The 15,621-nt window shown below is 49.7% G+C and carries 14 protein-coding genes; 6 read left to right on the forward strand and 8 right to left on the reverse strand.

Features of this window, described 5'->3' with window-relative positions; translation table 11 throughout:
• The first annotated feature begins 43 nt into the window (after positions 1 to 43).
• Positions 44 to 1,006, forward strand: coding sequence for a carbohydrate kinase (locus DXD12_RS12055; protein ID WP_022360666.1), 963 nt, complete (start codon positions 44 to 46; stop codon positions 1,004 to 1,006).
• A gap of 116 nt (positions 1,007 to 1,122) precedes the next feature.
• On the opposite strand, the gene DXD12_RS12060 is transcribed toward DXD12_RS12055, so the two are convergent.
• The 8 genes from DXD12_RS12060 to DXD12_RS12095 all read right to left on the reverse strand — a co-directional run bounded on the left by DXD12_RS12060 (position 1,123) and on the right by DXD12_RS12095 (position 10,392).
• Positions 1,123 to 2,877, reverse strand: a complete 1,755-nt coding sequence (locus DXD12_RS12060) for a [FeFe] hydrogenase, group A (protein ID WP_118638430.1) — start codon at positions 2,875 to 2,877, stop codon at positions 1,123 to 1,125.
• Complete coding sequence (locus DXD12_RS12065; RefSeq protein ID WP_107001723.1) at positions 2,871 to 4,712, reverse strand: NAD(P)-binding protein; 1,842 nt, start codon at positions 4,710 to 4,712, stop codon at positions 2,871 to 2,873. Before DXD12_RS12065 ends, DXD12_RS12060 begins: the two co-directional genes overlap by 7 nt.
• 562 nt (positions 4,713 to 5,274) lie before the next feature.
• A complete protein-coding gene (locus tag DXD12_RS12070) occupies positions 5,275 to 6,459 on the reverse strand; it encodes a J domain-containing protein (RefSeq protein WP_118638431.1) in 1,185 nt (394 codons plus the stop codon).
• A gap of 149 nt (positions 6,460 to 6,608) precedes the next feature.
• Positions 6,609 to 7,127, reverse strand: a complete 519-nt coding sequence (locus DXD12_RS12075) for an Hsp20/alpha crystallin family protein (protein WP_117796632.1) — start codon at positions 7,125 to 7,127, stop codon at positions 6,609 to 6,611.
• Between the two features lie 317 nt (positions 7,128 to 7,444).
• Positions 7,445 to 8,803 (reverse strand): MATE family efflux transporter, encoded by a 1,359-nt coding sequence (locus DXD12_RS12080; protein WP_117796633.1) that lies wholly within the window; start codon positions 8,801 to 8,803, stop codon positions 7,445 to 7,447.
• Positions 8,796 to 9,245 carry a MarR family transcriptional regulator gene (locus tag DXD12_RS12085; RefSeq protein ID WP_117796634.1) on the reverse strand — a complete coding sequence of 150 codons (450 nt, stop codon included), beginning with the start codon at positions 9,243 to 9,245 and terminating at the stop codon, positions 8,796 to 8,798. Before DXD12_RS12085 ends, DXD12_RS12080 begins: the two co-directional genes overlap by 8 nt.
• A 153-nt stretch (positions 9,246 to 9,398) precedes the next feature.
• Positions 9,399 to 9,839, reverse strand: a complete 441-nt coding sequence (locus DXD12_RS12090; RefSeq protein WP_117796635.1) for a peptidylprolyl isomerase — start codon at positions 9,837 to 9,839, stop codon at positions 9,399 to 9,401.
• A gap of 115 nt (positions 9,840 to 9,954) precedes the next feature.
• A complete protein-coding gene (locus DXD12_RS12095; protein ID WP_117796636.1) occupies positions 9,955 to 10,392 on the reverse strand; it encodes a transcriptional repressor in 438 nt (145 codons plus the stop codon).
• A 250-nt stretch (positions 10,393 to 10,642) separates the two neighbouring features.
• On the opposite strand from DXD12_RS12095, the gene DXD12_RS12100 reads away from it, so the two are divergent.
• The 5 genes from DXD12_RS12100 to DXD12_RS12120 are packed head-to-tail and all read left to right on the forward strand — an operon-like array spanning position 10,643 to position 15,605.
• A complete protein-coding gene (locus DXD12_RS12100; protein WP_117796637.1) occupies positions 10,643 to 11,659 on the forward strand; it encodes a metal ABC transporter substrate-binding protein in 1,017 nt (338 codons plus the stop codon).
• Between the two features lie 16 nt (positions 11,660 to 11,675).
• The gene (locus DXD12_RS12105; protein WP_117796638.1) at positions 11,676 to 12,341 is read left to right on the forward strand and encodes a metal ABC transporter ATP-binding protein; all 666 of its coding nucleotides are present in this window, start codon (positions 11,676 to 11,678) and stop codon (positions 12,339 to 12,341) included.
• Complete coding sequence (locus tag DXD12_RS12110; RefSeq protein ID WP_117796639.1) at positions 12,338 to 13,141, forward strand: metal ABC transporter permease; 804 nt, start codon at positions 12,338 to 12,340, stop codon at positions 13,139 to 13,141. Before DXD12_RS12105 ends, DXD12_RS12110 begins: the two co-directional genes overlap by 4 nt.
• The gene (locus tag DXD12_RS12115) at positions 13,138 to 14,706 is read left to right on the forward strand and encodes a permease (RefSeq protein WP_118638432.1); all 1,569 of its coding nucleotides are present in this window, start codon (positions 13,138 to 13,140) and stop codon (positions 14,704 to 14,706) included. Before DXD12_RS12110 ends, DXD12_RS12115 begins: the two co-directional genes overlap by 4 nt.
• A complete protein-coding gene (locus DXD12_RS12120) occupies positions 14,703 to 15,605 on the forward strand; it encodes a TIGR03943 family protein (RefSeq protein ID WP_118570674.1) in 903 nt (300 codons plus the stop codon). The genes DXD12_RS12115 and DXD12_RS12120 overlap by 4 nt, the downstream gene beginning before the upstream one ends.
• The last annotated feature ends 16 nt before the right edge of the window (positions 15,606 to 15,621 follow it).

Raw genomic sequence — 15,621 nt, forward strand, 5'->3', positions numbered from 1 at the left:
GGCGGCACCATTGATATAACTTGTAATACGGAGGATGATTCGTATGAGAATAAAAACAGACATCACAGCGCTGGGAGAGCTTCTGATTGATTTTACTCCAGCAGGCGTTTCACAGCAGGGAATGCGTCTGTTTGAGCAGAATCCGGGAGGTGCGCCGGCCAATCTGCTGGCGGCGGCTGCGAAATTTGGAAGGAAGACAGCATTTATTGGCAAGGTGGGTAAGGATATGCACGGCGATTTCCTGAAGGAAACCCTGATCCGGGCAGGTATCAATACGGACAACCTGATTCAGGATGAGAAGTATTTTACCACGCTTGCATTTGTAAGCCTGAAAGAAAACGGGGAGCGCGAATTTGCCTTTGCGAGGAAGCCGGGGGCAGATACGAATCTGTGCATGAAAGAGATCGATCCGGAGATCCTGGAAAATACGAGAGTATTTCATGTCGGTTCCCTGTCGCTGACCGATGATCCATCCCGGACGGCAACCTATGAGGCGATCAATATTGCTAGAAACAGCGGTGCGGTGATTTCCTACGATCCGAACTACCGGGCGGCGCTCTGGAGTGATCCGGAGACCGCACAGCTTCGGATGCAGTCGCTGATTCCCTATGTAGATATGATGAAGATTTCGGATGAAGAAACCTCGCTTCTGACCCCGTATCAGGACCCGGAGGAAGCGATTCAGTATCTGCTCCGTCAGGGCGTGCACCTGGTGGCAGTGACGCTCGGAAGAGATGGCGCCCTGATCGGCAATGAAAATGGAATCATAAAAGCGGAGGGCTTTTCCTCCCATGCGGTCGATACAACCGGCGCTGGTGATTCCTTCTGGGGAGGTTTTCTCGCCTCCTATCTGCAGGAAGAAACCTCGCCGGAACACCTGACCCGGGCGCAGATGATTCAGTTTGGCAGGGTCGGCAACGCAGTGGCAAGCCTGTGCGTCGAACGCCGCGGCGGAATCTCGGCAATTCCGGAGATGGAGGAGATTGAAGAGCGGCTGAGAGGCTAGAAGAAAAGATGGAGTAAGTAGTTGGTAACTAGCCTCAGATTGGTCATCTGTGAATGACACAAAACCCCAGAGAGCGTCAACTCTCTGGGGTTTTGTTGTGTGACCGTTTGGATATATTAATATTCCTCCACATGCAGCAAATGATGTGCACGATCGGATAACGGAGCTTCAAGATACTCGTCATACAGTGTCTGAACGGCCTGGTTTTCATGGCTGAAGCGGATTGCGCTGTTTACATCATAAGCACGCAGGCACTGGTCGCGGTCTGCGCAGTCCTTCGGCTTATTCTGGAAGGATGGGCGGATCGGCTGACCGCCGCCGTTGATACAGCCGCCCGGACATGCCATGACTTCAACGAAATCATAGTGGCATTCGCCGCGTTTCATCGCCTGAATGAGGCGTCTGGCCTCTCCTAGGCTGCTGAGTGCTGCACAGTGCAGTTTCACACCCTTGATATCGATTTCCAGTTCCTTAAAGGAACCGATCTGGCGCAGAACCTTCAGCGGACTCTGTTCGCCGATCTCCGGATTTTCACCGGTTACGGTGTGATAAGCGGTACGAAGCGCTGCTTCCAGTACACCGCCGCTGGCACCGAAGATCACACCGGCTCCGGTTGCTTCACCGAGAGGATCGTCAAAATCGCACTCCGGAAGTCTGGATACATCGATATGATCGGCCTTGATGAGACGGCATATCTCACGGGTGGTCAGAACATAATCAATATCTTGTCCGGTTCCGGCGCTGTCCATGCCCGGAAGAGTCAGTTCGCGCTTCTTGGACATACACGGCATGATGGAAACACAGGTGATATTTTCCGGTGCAATGCCTTTTTTCTGTGCAAAATAAGTTTTGATGACAGCACCGAACATCTGCTGCGGGGACTTGGCAGTGGAAAGCTGCGGCAGAAGCTCCGGATACTGGCTCTTTGCAAAGCTGACCCAGCCAGGGCAGCAGGAGGTGAACATTGGCCAGCTGTATTTATCCGGCTGCTGTAAGCGGGCTAAAAGCTCGTTGCTTTCCTCCATAATGGTCAGGTCGGCTGCAAAGTCAACATCGAATACATAGTCAAATCCAACGGATTTTAAGGTGGATACGAAACGTCTGTCAGTAGCAAATTCCGGGGAAAGACCAAATTCTTCACCCCATGCGGCCCGGACAGCCGGAGCGACAACCGCTACGGTTACCTTGTCATCATTTGCCAGTTCGCCGTGAATACCGTTGATGGATTCCACATCATCTCTCTCCTGCAGAGCGGCAGTGGGGCAGTGGGTTACACACTGTCCGCAGAGAGAACAGTCGGATTCTTTGATTTCCAGATTGTGGGAAACATCGACGGTTGTATGGGAACCGGTTCCGGACACATCCCAGATATTTAAGGTCTGGATCTTGTCGCAGATCTGGACGCAGCGCATGCATTTGATACATTTTCCTGCATCACGGATCAGTGGGAATGTAGAAGTCCAGTTCATTTCCGGGTATTCGTTTTTGTAACGGTCAACGGTCAGGTTCAGATCGCTTGCCACCTGCTTTAATTCACAGTTGGAACTGCGCACACAGGTGGGGCAGTTCGTATGATGCTGGGAAAGAAGCAGTTCTACGTTGATCTTGCGAGCTTCACGGACTCTGGGGGAGTTTGTGAGAATCTCCATGCCGTCCTGCACCTGGTTGTTGCAGGAGGTAACGAGATGGTGGATTCCCTTGACCTCTACCACGCAGACGCGGCAGGCACCGATCTCGTTGATATCCTTTAAAAAGCAGAGATAAGGAACGTGGAATCCGTTGTCGCGGCAGGCGTTCAGAATCCGGGTTCCTTCCGGAACCTGCAGCGGTATATTATTAATTTTGATGGATACAAGATTCGTATTTACCATGATGTGGTCCGCCCTCCTTTGAAGTTTCCATAACCGAAGTGATCACAGCGCAGGCAGCGTCTGGCTTCCTGGCCAGCCTCCTTGAGGCTCATGCCGCATTCGGTAAGTGTAAAGTCACATTTGCGTTCTCCGGCAGGCCGCTCTGTCAGGTTGACACGCCCGCAAGGAGTACGGTCGGAGAGATCTGGTTCTGGAATCTTGACATCGCAGGTGATCTCATGATTGTAGCCGAGATACTGATCAATGTTGGCAGCGGCTACTTTGCCGGCAGCGATTGCACGGATCACGGTTGCCGGTCCGGTTGCACAGTCGCCTCCGGCGAAAATACCCGGCATATTCTGAATGGAGGTCCATCCGGTTGCCTGGATGATGCCCCATTTTGCGTCGATACCCTGTTCTACGAAGTAACGGCTTTCGATGCCCTGCCCCACAGCTGCGATGACGATATCACATTCAACCGGGATAGAGTCGGTGCCGATAGCCTTCGGTGAAGGACGTCCGCCGCGGATTTCTCCCGGCATCTGCTGGCTTACCCAGAGAGCTTTTACCTGGCCGTCCTCGTCTGCTTCAATCCGCTCCGGTGCGTAAAGTTCCATGATCTCTACGCCTTCAGCCATGGCACTTTCAACCTCTTCCGGAAGAGCTGTCATATCAGCTTTGCGGCGTCGGTAGGCAACTGCCACCTTGTCTGCACCCAGGCGGACAGAAGAACGGGCTACGTCCATGGCTACGTTGCCGCCGCCGATGACACAGACCTTCTTTCCGGTAAGATCCGGATATTTGCCGTCGCCGATAGCACGGAGGAATTCGACAGCGGAGATAACACCGCCGGCATCTTCTCCCTCAATACCAATCTTTTTATCACTATGAGCGCCGATGGCGATGTAGATAGCATCATATTCTTTGCGGAGTTCATCCAGAGACAGCTGTCCTGGATCGTTTCCGACCGAAGTTTCAAGACGGACTTCCACACCGGTTTCCAGAATGACATTGATATCATCCTGCAGGCGCTCTCGTGGCAGGCGGTAGCTTGGAATTCCGTACAGCAGCATGCCGCCGAGTTTCTTGCGTTTTTCAAATACAGTGGTCTGATGTCCCATCAACTGCAGATAATAAGCAGCGCTCAGGCCGCTGGGGCCGCCGCCGATGATCGCGATGCGCTTACCGGTGGAGGTTGGACAGACCGGTGCCGGTACATATCCTGCCATATCCACAGCTACACGTTTGATACCGCGGATATTGATAGAATTATCCAGCATGTTGCGGCGGCAGCGGGACTCACATGGATGTTCGCATACCAGCGCACAGGCGGTTGGGAATGGGTTATCTTTGCGGATCAGGCGGACTGCATCGGCATAGCGTCCTTCACCGGTCAGGGCGATGTAACCCGGAATATCAACTCCGGCCGGGCACAGAGCCACACAGGGAACCGGCTGATCAAGATTACTGCGGCAGCGGTTGTGTAAGATATGTTCCATAAAATCCTCTTTGAAGCCGTCCAGTCCTTTTAAAACCATCTGGGCAGCGGTATAGCCGATGGCACAGTCAGCCGTGCTTTCGATGACACGGGCTGTTTCCTCCAGCATGGTTAAATGCTTCATGGTTCCTTTTCCGTTTAGGATGTCTTCCAGAAGATTGGAGAGCTGCGCGAGACCGATTCGGCAGGGAACGCATTTGCCGCAAGTCTGTGCATGGCACATTTTTAAAAATGCAGCGGTCAGGTCGACAGGACAAAGACCTGGCGGGCTGGCGATGATGCGCCGTTCCAGATCCTTATAAAGTCCCTCTACGACATTCTGAGCCTCGCTGTTGGTTGGAATGACGAGTCTGCTCATAGGGTGTGTAACTCCTTTCATAAATGTGAAAAAATAAACGATATATTTTCGATAAAATATTGGCTTTAGTATAACATAAATAAGAGATTAGATACAAGGGTTATGATAAATTATCTAAAAAAATACAATTCATAGTGAGAAAAACAGAAAAAATAGACAAGAAAACAGAGGGCAGAGAGGGAGAAAAAGAAGGAAAAACGGAAAAGTAGAAAAATGAAATGATTTCATAATAGAAAAATAGAAGTTCATTTATATATAAAAAATTAAATTTAAAATCATAAAAATGAAAATGCTTTTTGGCTGATGAAATGTCCAGGCGGGAAACGCGGGTGCAGCATGGAATAGGTGTGCCTGCAAATTGAGAAATTCAAGTCGAACGTCCGTGAGACGTGGCGCGTGATTCTGGTCAGCGAAGCTGACATATTCCTATCAGAATCACTGCGCATCCTCGCGGAGCGTTTATCTCAGTCGGAGACCCAACTCCCACTGAGACAAATTTGCTATTACTCACCACCTGAAGAGGTGGGAGTCTTCTCGACTGAGATAAAAACGGCAGGAGCCGTCAAGCTGCGCTCCTGCCGTTGGGTCCGCCCTGACTGTTTTTGTCCAGTCCGCAGGCGTGTTCAAATTCGCGAAGTTTCTGTTCTGCCTCGGGGGTCAGATGGTTCGGGACATCGATCTGGACCGTCACGTACTGATTGCCATGGATGGACGGATTCTTCATGGAAACAATGCCTTTTCCCTTTAATTTAATCTTGGTTCCCGACTGCGTCCCGGCTGCGATCTTGCACAGGACATTGCCGTACAGGGTGGAAACCAGCGCCTCACCGCCGAAGACTGCGGTGGTAAACGGAATGCGGACGGTCGAGTAAACATCCATCTCCTTGCGCTCCCATCCCGGTTTCGCGGTGACGGTGATATTTAAAAGAAGATCGCCCGCCTCGCCGCCGCCCGTTCCCGGCATGCCTTTTCCTTTCAGACGGATAGATTTACCGGTATCGATGCCCGCTGGGATGTGAACCTGTAAAGACTGGCGCTTGCCGGTCTGTGGGTTCTGCAGGGTAATGATTTTCTCACAGCCGGATACTGCTTCATCGAAACTTACGGTTACTTCGGACGTGAGGTCAGAACCTTTCTCACGGAAATCGGCGCTGTGAAAGCCCTGACTGCCGCCGAAGCCGCCAAAGCCAGACCCGCCGCCAAAATGAGCGCTAGAACCGCCAAAATTGGAACCACCGGTAAAATGAGTCCCAGAGCTGCCAAACCCGGAACCGCCCGTGAAATGTCGGCTGCGGGAACTGCCGCCCGAACTCTTGCCGTGGAACATGCCGCCAAACATATCTCCAAAAATGTCACCCATATCGTCCATGTCATCCCCGGTAAAATGGTATTCTGCATAACCGCCCGGACCGCTCTGATAGTGCCAGGCACCGCCCTGACCGGTACCGCCAAAGCCAGAGCCAAATGGATCTCCAGAAGCGCCGGAACCGCCAGTTGTGCCGTATGCGGCACTGTTCGGGTCAAACGCAGCGTGACCGAAGCGATCGTAGAGTTTTCGCTTCTCCGGATCACTTAAGATGGAGTAGGCTTCGTTGACATCCTTAAACATCTGCTCTGCCTGGGGATTACCGGCATTGGAATCCGGGTGATACTTTTTGGCAAGTTTCCGGAATGCTTTTTTGATCGTCTCCGCACTGGCATCCCGTTTTATCCCCAGTATGTCATAATAGTCTCTTTTCTCTGCCATCGATTATCACCTCCGTATGTGCAGTGATTTAGGTTTCAATTATTTAGGTTATGATAAAAGATTGGGTATGATAGAAGCTGCCGCATTCCTGCGACAGCTTCTAAACTGGCTGCTGATATTATCAGGTGTGAGCCACAGCCGTTTTTATATTAACCTTCGATGGAAACGAAATGTTTCTCTTCAGCTGCTTTCTTTTTCAGCTCTTTCGGGAAGGTCAGGGTCAGAGTGCCATTTTCAAATTTGGCATGGATATCCTTTTCCTCTAGGTTCTCGCCGACGTAGAAGCTTCTGCTTACGTTTCCGCTGTAACGTTCCTGACGGATGTATTTAACCGGCTTCTGCTCGGCTTTATCATCTTTCTTGGAAGCATCCGACTCTGTGGTTTTGGCATCCTTCTGATTTTCCTTCGGCTCTTCCGTGGAAGAAACTTCCTTCGAACCGCTGACGGTCAGATAACCATCTTTTAGTTCAATCTGGAGCTCTTCTTTCTTAAAGCCCGGCAGGTCGATGGAAACTTCATAATCCTTATCGGTTTCCTTGACATCCGTCTTCATCAGCTGGGAAGAGGAAGCACCATACAGTCTCTGGTTAAAGCTTGGGAAGGAAAAATCCATCCAGTTATCAAAGTTATCAAATACACTATTATTAAAAATACTCGGCATATACATAAGTCATCTCTCCTTTTCGTATTATCTTAACGTTACTGTTCACGCATACGTGCCCAGTAACATCTTAACATCTATGTGAAAACATCGGCGGCAACAAGCTTGTTCTCATTTCCTTGTTCCTCTCCTTTGTTCTAGCTGTAATATAACACACATAATTAGCACTGTCAAGAGGTGAGTGCTAATTTTTTTGTGAAGAATTTGTGAACAGCGCAATTATTCAAGGATAGGCACTTTTGAAACCGAAAGTGCCGTGACGATAACAGGCAGACACCTTCGCTCTGAAAGTGCCTGCCTGTTACGGAGCAGTTCCTGTGTTTTTATATGATTTCTTCTACTGGCGGGTGCTGCTGTTTCCGGGTCCAGTAGATATAATATCCGATATTTAGTACAATGCCGACGATCGTAGAAACGGGGGCTGCGAGACCGATCTTGGTCAGGCTGGCATCCGGCTGGATACTCATGAAATACGCTAGCGGGAGACGCACCAGAAGTGTCTGGATGAGTCCCTGTGTCATAACCCAAAGTGTCTGGTTATTTCCGTTGAAATATCCGATCATGCTGAACAGAACCGCGGTCACGATGGACTCGAGTGCGAATCCTTTCAGGTAATCATAGCTGTTCTGGATGACCGCCGCATCCGTCGAGAAGAAGCCGGACAGGACATCGCCTTTTAGGAGAACCAGGGTAAAGACGATACAGCCGACGCACAGACCGACGCCGATTCCCGTAAAAAGGGTGTGCCTGGCACGTTTGACTTTCCCTGCCCCCACGTTTTGGGAGACGAAGGAAGCCATCGACTGCATCAGGGCGCTCGGGACAAGCATGGCGAAATTGACGATTTTGCATGCTACACCGTAACCGGAGGACGCTTCCAGTCCCAGTCGATTGACAAAGGCGCACAGGGCTAAGAAGGAAAGCTGGGTTAAAAATTCCTGAAGCGCCAGCGGCAGTCCGATGGAAAGAAATTTCGGACACTGGGTGTTGAAGCGGAAATCGTGCCGGGTGATCGTAAATGGCAGAGTTTTCTTAATTAAAAGAATAATCGCGAAAATAACGCTGAGCGCCTGCGCGGAGACGGTCGCGATGGCGGCACCGGCGGCGTCCATATGAAGACCAGCTACCAGTGCGAGGTCGCCGATCACATTGACGATGCAGGCAACCAGGACAAAGAGAAGCGGTGACTGGCTGTCACCGAGCCCGCGGAAGATGGAGGACAGCAGGTTGTAGGCGACGATGAAGAAAATGCCGCCTCCGCAGATGCGGATGTAGCTGGCGGTCTGATCCACCGCCGCCTCGGGTGCCTGCATGAGAATGGCGATCGGGCGGGCAAAAAAGACCATGACGACGAATAAAACGGCGGAAATGATCGTAAATACAATCGAAGCTCCGCCGACAACTGCGCCGATCTGCTGCGGTTTCTTTTCACCGAGATAGCGGGCGATCAAAACGGTGATACCCATAGCGAACTGAATTACGACGAAGGTGACGAGGTTTAAGACCTGGCTGCCCGTCGAAACGGCGGAAAGACCGGAGGTCGAACCGAACCGTCCAACCACCAGCAGATCGACCGCGCCGTATGCCGCCTGCAGAATCAGTGCACCGAGCACCGGAATCATGAAAGCGATCAGTTTTTTCAGGATACTGCCCTGTGTAAAATCAGCTTTATCATTATTCATGGGAATCCCTCCGTTTGCACATAATCTGATAAAATGTCTCCATCGTCTGAATCATCTGGCGGGCGTCCTCCTCAGTAATGGTGTCTAAAGACGGGGCGAGCGCGCTGAAGTATTCGGTGTCATACGTCTGTGAGAGCGTCCTGCCCGCTTCGGTGATGGAAATGTAGGTAACACGCCCGTCGTTCTGCGAGGTTTTCTTTTGGAGATAACCGCCCGCTTCCATCTCCTTGACAGTCCGGGTCACGCCTGGGCGAGGCAGGTTCAGCGCATCGCTGATGTCCGATATTTTTACATGGATGCCGTTTCGCTCCAGCGACTGGATGACATCCAGATATTGAATATAGGAGGAAGTGACTCCCTTCGGCAGCGGCGGAAGCATATCCCGGATTCGTTTGCCCTGATAACAGGCGTCCAACATCCGCTTGATTGTTTCGATGGTCATATGGAAAGTCTCCTTATCAAATAGTTACTTGTGATAATTACCGTGGGTAATTATAGTGGAGGAGTGAGAATTTGTCAAGAAAAAATACCGCCAGCTCCCGGGATGGGCGCTGACGGCGCGTGTTGTTATAATGTAAGGGCAGTTGTGTTACGGTTATTTTACTTCAACCAGCTCAATCTTAAAGTTAAGCTCCTTACCAGCCATCTCATGATTGGCATCAAACGTGATATTTACCTCATTCTTTGCGATAACCTTGACCGGGAACGGCTGTCCCATCTGGTTGGTTAAGTATACCTGCTGTCCAACTTCCAGTTCCTCGGAACCTGGCAGTTTAGCGATCTCCAGTTCCAGAATGGCGTTCGGATCCGGCATGCCGTAAGCTTCCTCCGGCATCAGGTGAATCTCTTTCATCTCGCCTACTTCCATATCAGCGACAGCGGCATCGAAGCCTTTGATCATCTGACCGGCACCGCAGACAAACTCAAGGGGTTCGCCACGATCGTAGGAAGAATCAAACTGTGTTCCGTCATTAAAGGTTCCTTTGTAATGAGTGCGGCAGGTTTTGCCGACATTGCGTCCTGTGATTTCAGACATGATAAAATCCTCCAAAAGATATTGATATGCGGTAATGGGAAAATCCGCCTCAAACGGCCGTTTTCCGGTAAATTCGTGTGCATATGCTACCAGTATACTAAAAAATGCAGGAACATTAAAGCTCTTTTTCAGAACCTTCTTTGGCGGCGCATTCCTGGCAGAGGCCATGCAGCAGATCACCGCTGCATTGGAGCAGAAAGCCATGCTCTTCTAGGAGATGCTGACGGAGTTCATCCATGAAATCGCAGTCAAGGTGAAACAGGCGTCCGCAGCGGGTACATTTAAGATGAAGATGCTCCATACAGTGGGCACCTTCTCCGGCATATTGGTAAACGGCTTTGTCATTTTCAGCATCTGGATATTTGATAACGATGTGCTCTCGGCACAGTTTGTCTAAAAATCGGTAAATGGTGGTAGTATTGGTTTCTGCCCGTTTTTCTTTCAGATAATTTTGTATATCGGCAACGCTTACCGTGCTGGAAGCGTGCTCTTTCAGGTATTCGAGAATCTCAGTCCTTGTTTTGGTTGTATATGGTTTTCGGATCGAAGTCATACGGCAATATCTCCTTTGTCTGTTAGCTCCTATTTTAGCGGTGAAGGGAGGAAGCGTCAAGCCGCATAAGAATAAAATGCAACTCATTTGCAAATTAATCTTGACGATGTAAAAAAAGGGTGCTATATTAATAAACGCAAATTACTTGCATTTATTAATGTGTAGAGCAGAAGACACAAAGCCTGCTGTTGACAGGCAGGTGCTTCTGCAAATGCTATGCGATAACCTACAGCTGAAAGGAGCAGACAGAATGAAAAAGAAAAGTGTGTTTATGGGAATGATAGCAATCTCTGCACTCGTGTGGATGACGGGCTGTGCCGGAAGGGCGGTGGAATCGTCCGATATAGAGACCGAACAGGAGGAGAAAGACGGAAGCGGGGAAACAGAGACGGATGTAATAAGCATCGATGGAGACAAGTTAAAGGTCATGGCGAGCTTTTATCCGATGTATGATTTTGCCCAAAAGATAGGCGGCGATCGGGTGGAGGTGACGAATATGGTGCCGGCGGGAACGGAACCTCATGACTGGGAACCGGCAGCTTCTGACATCAAGAAGTTGGAAGAGGCAGATATTTTTATATACAACGGAGCCGGAATGGAGCACTGGGCTGCCGATGTGCTTACGTCGCTGGACAATAAAAACCTGATTGCGGTGGAAGCATCTACGGGAATTGATCTGCTGGAAGGCTCAGAGCATGAGGAGGAAGAAAACGGAGAGAAGGATGAGCATGCAGAAGAGATTACCTATGACCCCCATGTGTGGTTAGCGCCGGAAAATGCGAAGAAGGAAATGGAAAATATAAAAGATGCACTTGTATCAGCGGATCCAGATCATCAGGAGTATTATGAGAAAAACTACCAGACCTATGCGAAGAAGCTGGATGATCTGGATGCAGAGTATCAGGAAAAATTATCGGATGTGAAAACACGGGATGTGATAGCTGCACATCAGGCATTTGGGTATCTGTGCCAGGCATACGGTTTAAACCAGAGCGGAATCGAAGGATTATCCGCAGATTCAGAACCGGATGCAGCCCGGATGAAGGAGATTGTGGATTTTGCAAAAAAACATCAGGTTAAGACCATCTTCTTTGAGGAGCTGGTAAGTCCGAAGATATCGGAAACGATTGCAAAAGAAATCGGAGCGCAGACAAAGATGTTAAATCCATTAGAAGGGCTTAGTGATGAGGAATTAAAAGCAGGGGCGGATTATTTTTCTGTAATGGAATCAAATCTTGAGACATTGGTGGAAGCACTGAATCAGTAAAGAAAAGGGAGCGGGCATGAAGATAGTGGATGTAGATCATCTTTCATTTGAATATGGGAACCGCAGAGTGTTACATAATTTAAATTTTTCAATCCGGCAGGGCGATTATGCAGTGCTGACAGGGGAAAATGGAAGCGGTAAAAGCACATTGATGAAAGTATTGTCGGGAGAGTTGGAGTCGGCAAAAGGAAGGGTTGTGATAGCAGGAAGTGATTCTTTGACAGCAGCGCTTCATCGAATCCGCATCGGCTATATGCCGCAAAATGGAACCAGCCGCAACGCATTTTTCCCGGCAACGGTGGAGGAAATCATGGAAACCGGAATGTATCATCCATTCTGGAAAAAGTGGGCTGTTAAAGATAAAAAGGAAAGAATATGCCGGACATTGGAAGAAATGGGAATGAAAGATGCGTTAAACCGGCGGATAGGGGAACTTTCCGGTGGCCAGCAGCAACGGGTTATGTTGGCACGTGTGTTGATTTCCAAACCTCAGCTTCTCCTTCTGGACGAACCGGCTGTCGGAGTGGATCAGGAGTCCCTTCGGCAGTTGGCAGCGGTATTAAAACGCAGAAATCAAGAAGAGGCGATGACAATTTTTTTGATTACCCACGGAAATCAAGCTGTATTTTCCGGAGCAAATCGCTTTTTTAAGATGGAAGAAGGAGGGGTAGAGGAAAAATGAGTATTTTCGAGTATGGATTTATGCAGAGGGCATTTTTAGTAGGAATTTTGCTGGCTGTTATTACGCCGCTGATTGGCATGACGGTAGTACTTAAACGGATGTCGATGGTGGGAGATGCACTGGCCCATGCTTCTTTAGCAGGGGTAGCGATCGGAATGCTGTTTGGAATCAACCCGGTAGCCGGAGCAGGCGGTATCTGTGTGGTGGCAGCGCTGGCAATTGAGGCGATTCGGCGTCGTCTTCCCCGGTATTCAGAAAATGCGATTGCGATCGTTATGTCTGCTGGAATAGGTCTTGCCGGAGTATTGTCCGGATTTGTTAAAAACAGTGCTAACTTTAACAGCTTTTTGTTTGGAAGTATCGTGTCAATCAGCACAGCGGAACTTTTGGGGGTATGTGCTGTCAGCGCAGCGGTACTGCTGCTTCTTATTTTATTTCGGAAGGAACTTTTTTATATAGGATTTGATGAAAATGCAGCCAGAATCTCGGGAGTTCCGGTGCGTAAGGTGAATTTTCTATTTACTGTTTTAACAGCATGTACCGTATCGATCGCATCAAGAACCGTGGGAACCTTAATTATTTCTTCGATGCTGGTGGTTCCGGTAGCGTTTGGAATGCAGATGGGAAACAGTTATCGGATGACGGTTCTGTGGTCTGTTTTGGCAGCGGTCGGGACAACGATTCTTGGATTGTTTATCTCGTACTATTGGGGAACAAAACCGGGTGGTACAATTGTACTTCTGGAAGTCGCGTGCTTTGTGGCAGCTCTTGGAATCAAAGGAAAGGAGATGGGACGATGACAACACCGGTTTATATCGTAGAAGGGTTTCTGGGCAGCGGAAAGACGAAACTGATAGAAAATAGTCTTCGTCTCAGACATTGCCGGAATGTACTGATTTTTCAGTTTGAAGAAGGAGAAGAGGTACTGGATACAAAGGAGGCAGAGAGGTGCAGTTGGAAAATCCGGAGCTGGGATCGGGATGAGCTGGAGACACATCTGGAAGAGGTAGCAGACAGAGTGGAGGTGGAGCTTGAAATCCACCGCTATGAAGAGATCTGGGTGGAGTGGAACGGAATGGAACGTTTTGGAACACTGGAGAAGCTTCTCCTGTCCAATGCGCTCCGACGAAAGATTCATATCGAAAGGGTAATGTATCTGGCAGATGTGGAAATGGCGGGAATGATGCTTGGACAGACCGGGGAAGGTCCGATTTCACAGGTAGCTTCTAGTGATGTGATTTACTTGAGAAATACGGAAGATGAAAACGCGGTAAAGCAGTTGGAGCATATGTGCAAAGCACTGGCGCCATCGACAGAAGTCTGGGAATATTCAAAAGAAGCCCTGTTGGATGAATTGGGAAAACAGAAGGGAAGCCCGCTGTTAGAATGGCTCGCTTTTGCGCTGCTTGCCTGTTTTTTACTGATGGTAGTGGCACTGGCAGAACAGCGAGGCGTGCCGTTGATCCGCTATTTTACTATTTTTATGGGAGTGTTTTTGCAGGCGGTTCCATTTTTACTCTTGGGTGTCCTGATTTCCTCGGCCATTCAGGTCTTCATTCCGGTAGGGGTTCTGGAGCGGATATTTCCGTCTAATCCGGTCTTTGCGATGGGAATGGGAATTGGAGCCGGATTTTTTTTGCCGGTGTGTGACTGTGCGTCGATCCCTGTTTTCCAAGGATTACTGAAAAAAGGGGTTCCGCTTCCGGCTGCCATCTGTTTTATGACGGCAGCACCAATTGTAAATCCCGTTGTACTTCTTTCAACGTATTATGCTTTTAATGGGAGTTTTCGGGCAGTTTTTTACCGGACCGGTCTGGGAATCCTCTGTTCCTTTTTGATTGGCACCAGCTTTTTCATCCGGAAACCGACGGATTATTTGAAAGGAGAAGCTGGAAACACTTCATTTTGTACCTGTGGCTGCTATCGGGAGAGCAGAAGCGGAAGGCTGGGCAGGGCAGAACAATTTTTGTGGCATGCCCGCATGGAATTTTACTCGGTTGCCAGGTATCTGGTTGTGGGAATTGCGGTATCCACCCTGTTTCAGGCGGTGAATCTGGGAGTTTTAAACGAATGGGGGGCTTCCTGCCTTCCGGTGGCGTTGTTTGCGGCGATTCTGCTGGCATTTCTGCTTTCTCTGTGCTCGTCCTCGGATGCAGTGGTGGCGAGAAGCATGGCGGGAACTTTTTCAACGGTTCCGCTTCTTGGATTTCTCGTATTTGGACCCATGATGGATATCAAAAACGTGATGATGCTGCGAGGATATTTTAAAGCATCGTTTATTGTCAGGCTGGCGCTTACGGTATTTGCAGTCTGCTTTGGAGTGGTGCTTACAGCAGGACTTCTGGGAGGAGGAATGGCAGGATGAGAAGGCATTATATCAATCCGGGGGCACTCATTGAGGCAGTGATAAGCCTCCTCTTTGGACTGAAACTCTTCTGGATGGCGTATACAGGCCAGTATCTTCTCTTTGTGACTCCCAGGATGAAAGGGTATCTGTATTTTGCGGCGCTGGTAATGGCAGTCTGGGCATTTTCCTGCTTTGCCCGGACCGGGATACCGGAATACCGGCAGCATCTGAACCGGACGCTGGTTCTTCTAATCCCACTCATGGCGCTGCAGCTGCCATATCAGGCGCTGGGGGCATCGGGGAATATGTCCTATTCCAGCCAGGGACTGGTACAGGCGGGGCGTCCGAGAGAAGAAAGCGGACAGAATGAGAAGACGGATAAGCAGGCTGTGTCTGGCGAGAGTGAAGCGGCAGTGACACAGGCAGCGGATATGTATACCGGCTCGTCTGATGACGGGACAGAATCCCTAGAAGAAACACAGGGCGGCAATATAGATGAAACAGCAGGAGCACAGGAAGATTCAGAAAGGATCGAAACGCCTCCTGGGCTGGATACAGAAAACAGGCGGATTGTCGTGGATGATGCCAGTTTTTATCCGTGGCTGGTGCAGCTCAGCTATTATCCGGAGATGTACGAAGGATATGAAATCCAGATGCATGGAACTGTTTACCGGGATGATACACTCACAGTGGGGCAGTTTGGCTTGATCCGTATGCTGATGAGCTGCTGTGTGGCAGATCTGCAGCCCTGCGGACCGCTGTGTATCTGGGATCAGGCGGAAACTCTTTCACAGGATGAATGGGTGACAGTCACAGGAACCTATCATTATGATGAAGAGAAAGGAATGGAGATTCAGGTCTTGAAGGTAGAAAAAGCAGAGGCGGCAGAGGATGAATACGTATATCCGGTTTATTGATGTCGGCCGTTCGGCT

It is taken from the genome of Clostridium sp. TF11-13AC (genome assembly GCF_003481065.1).
GTDB lineage: Bacteria > Bacillota > Clostridia > Lachnospirales > Lachnospiraceae > Otoolea > Otoolea fessa.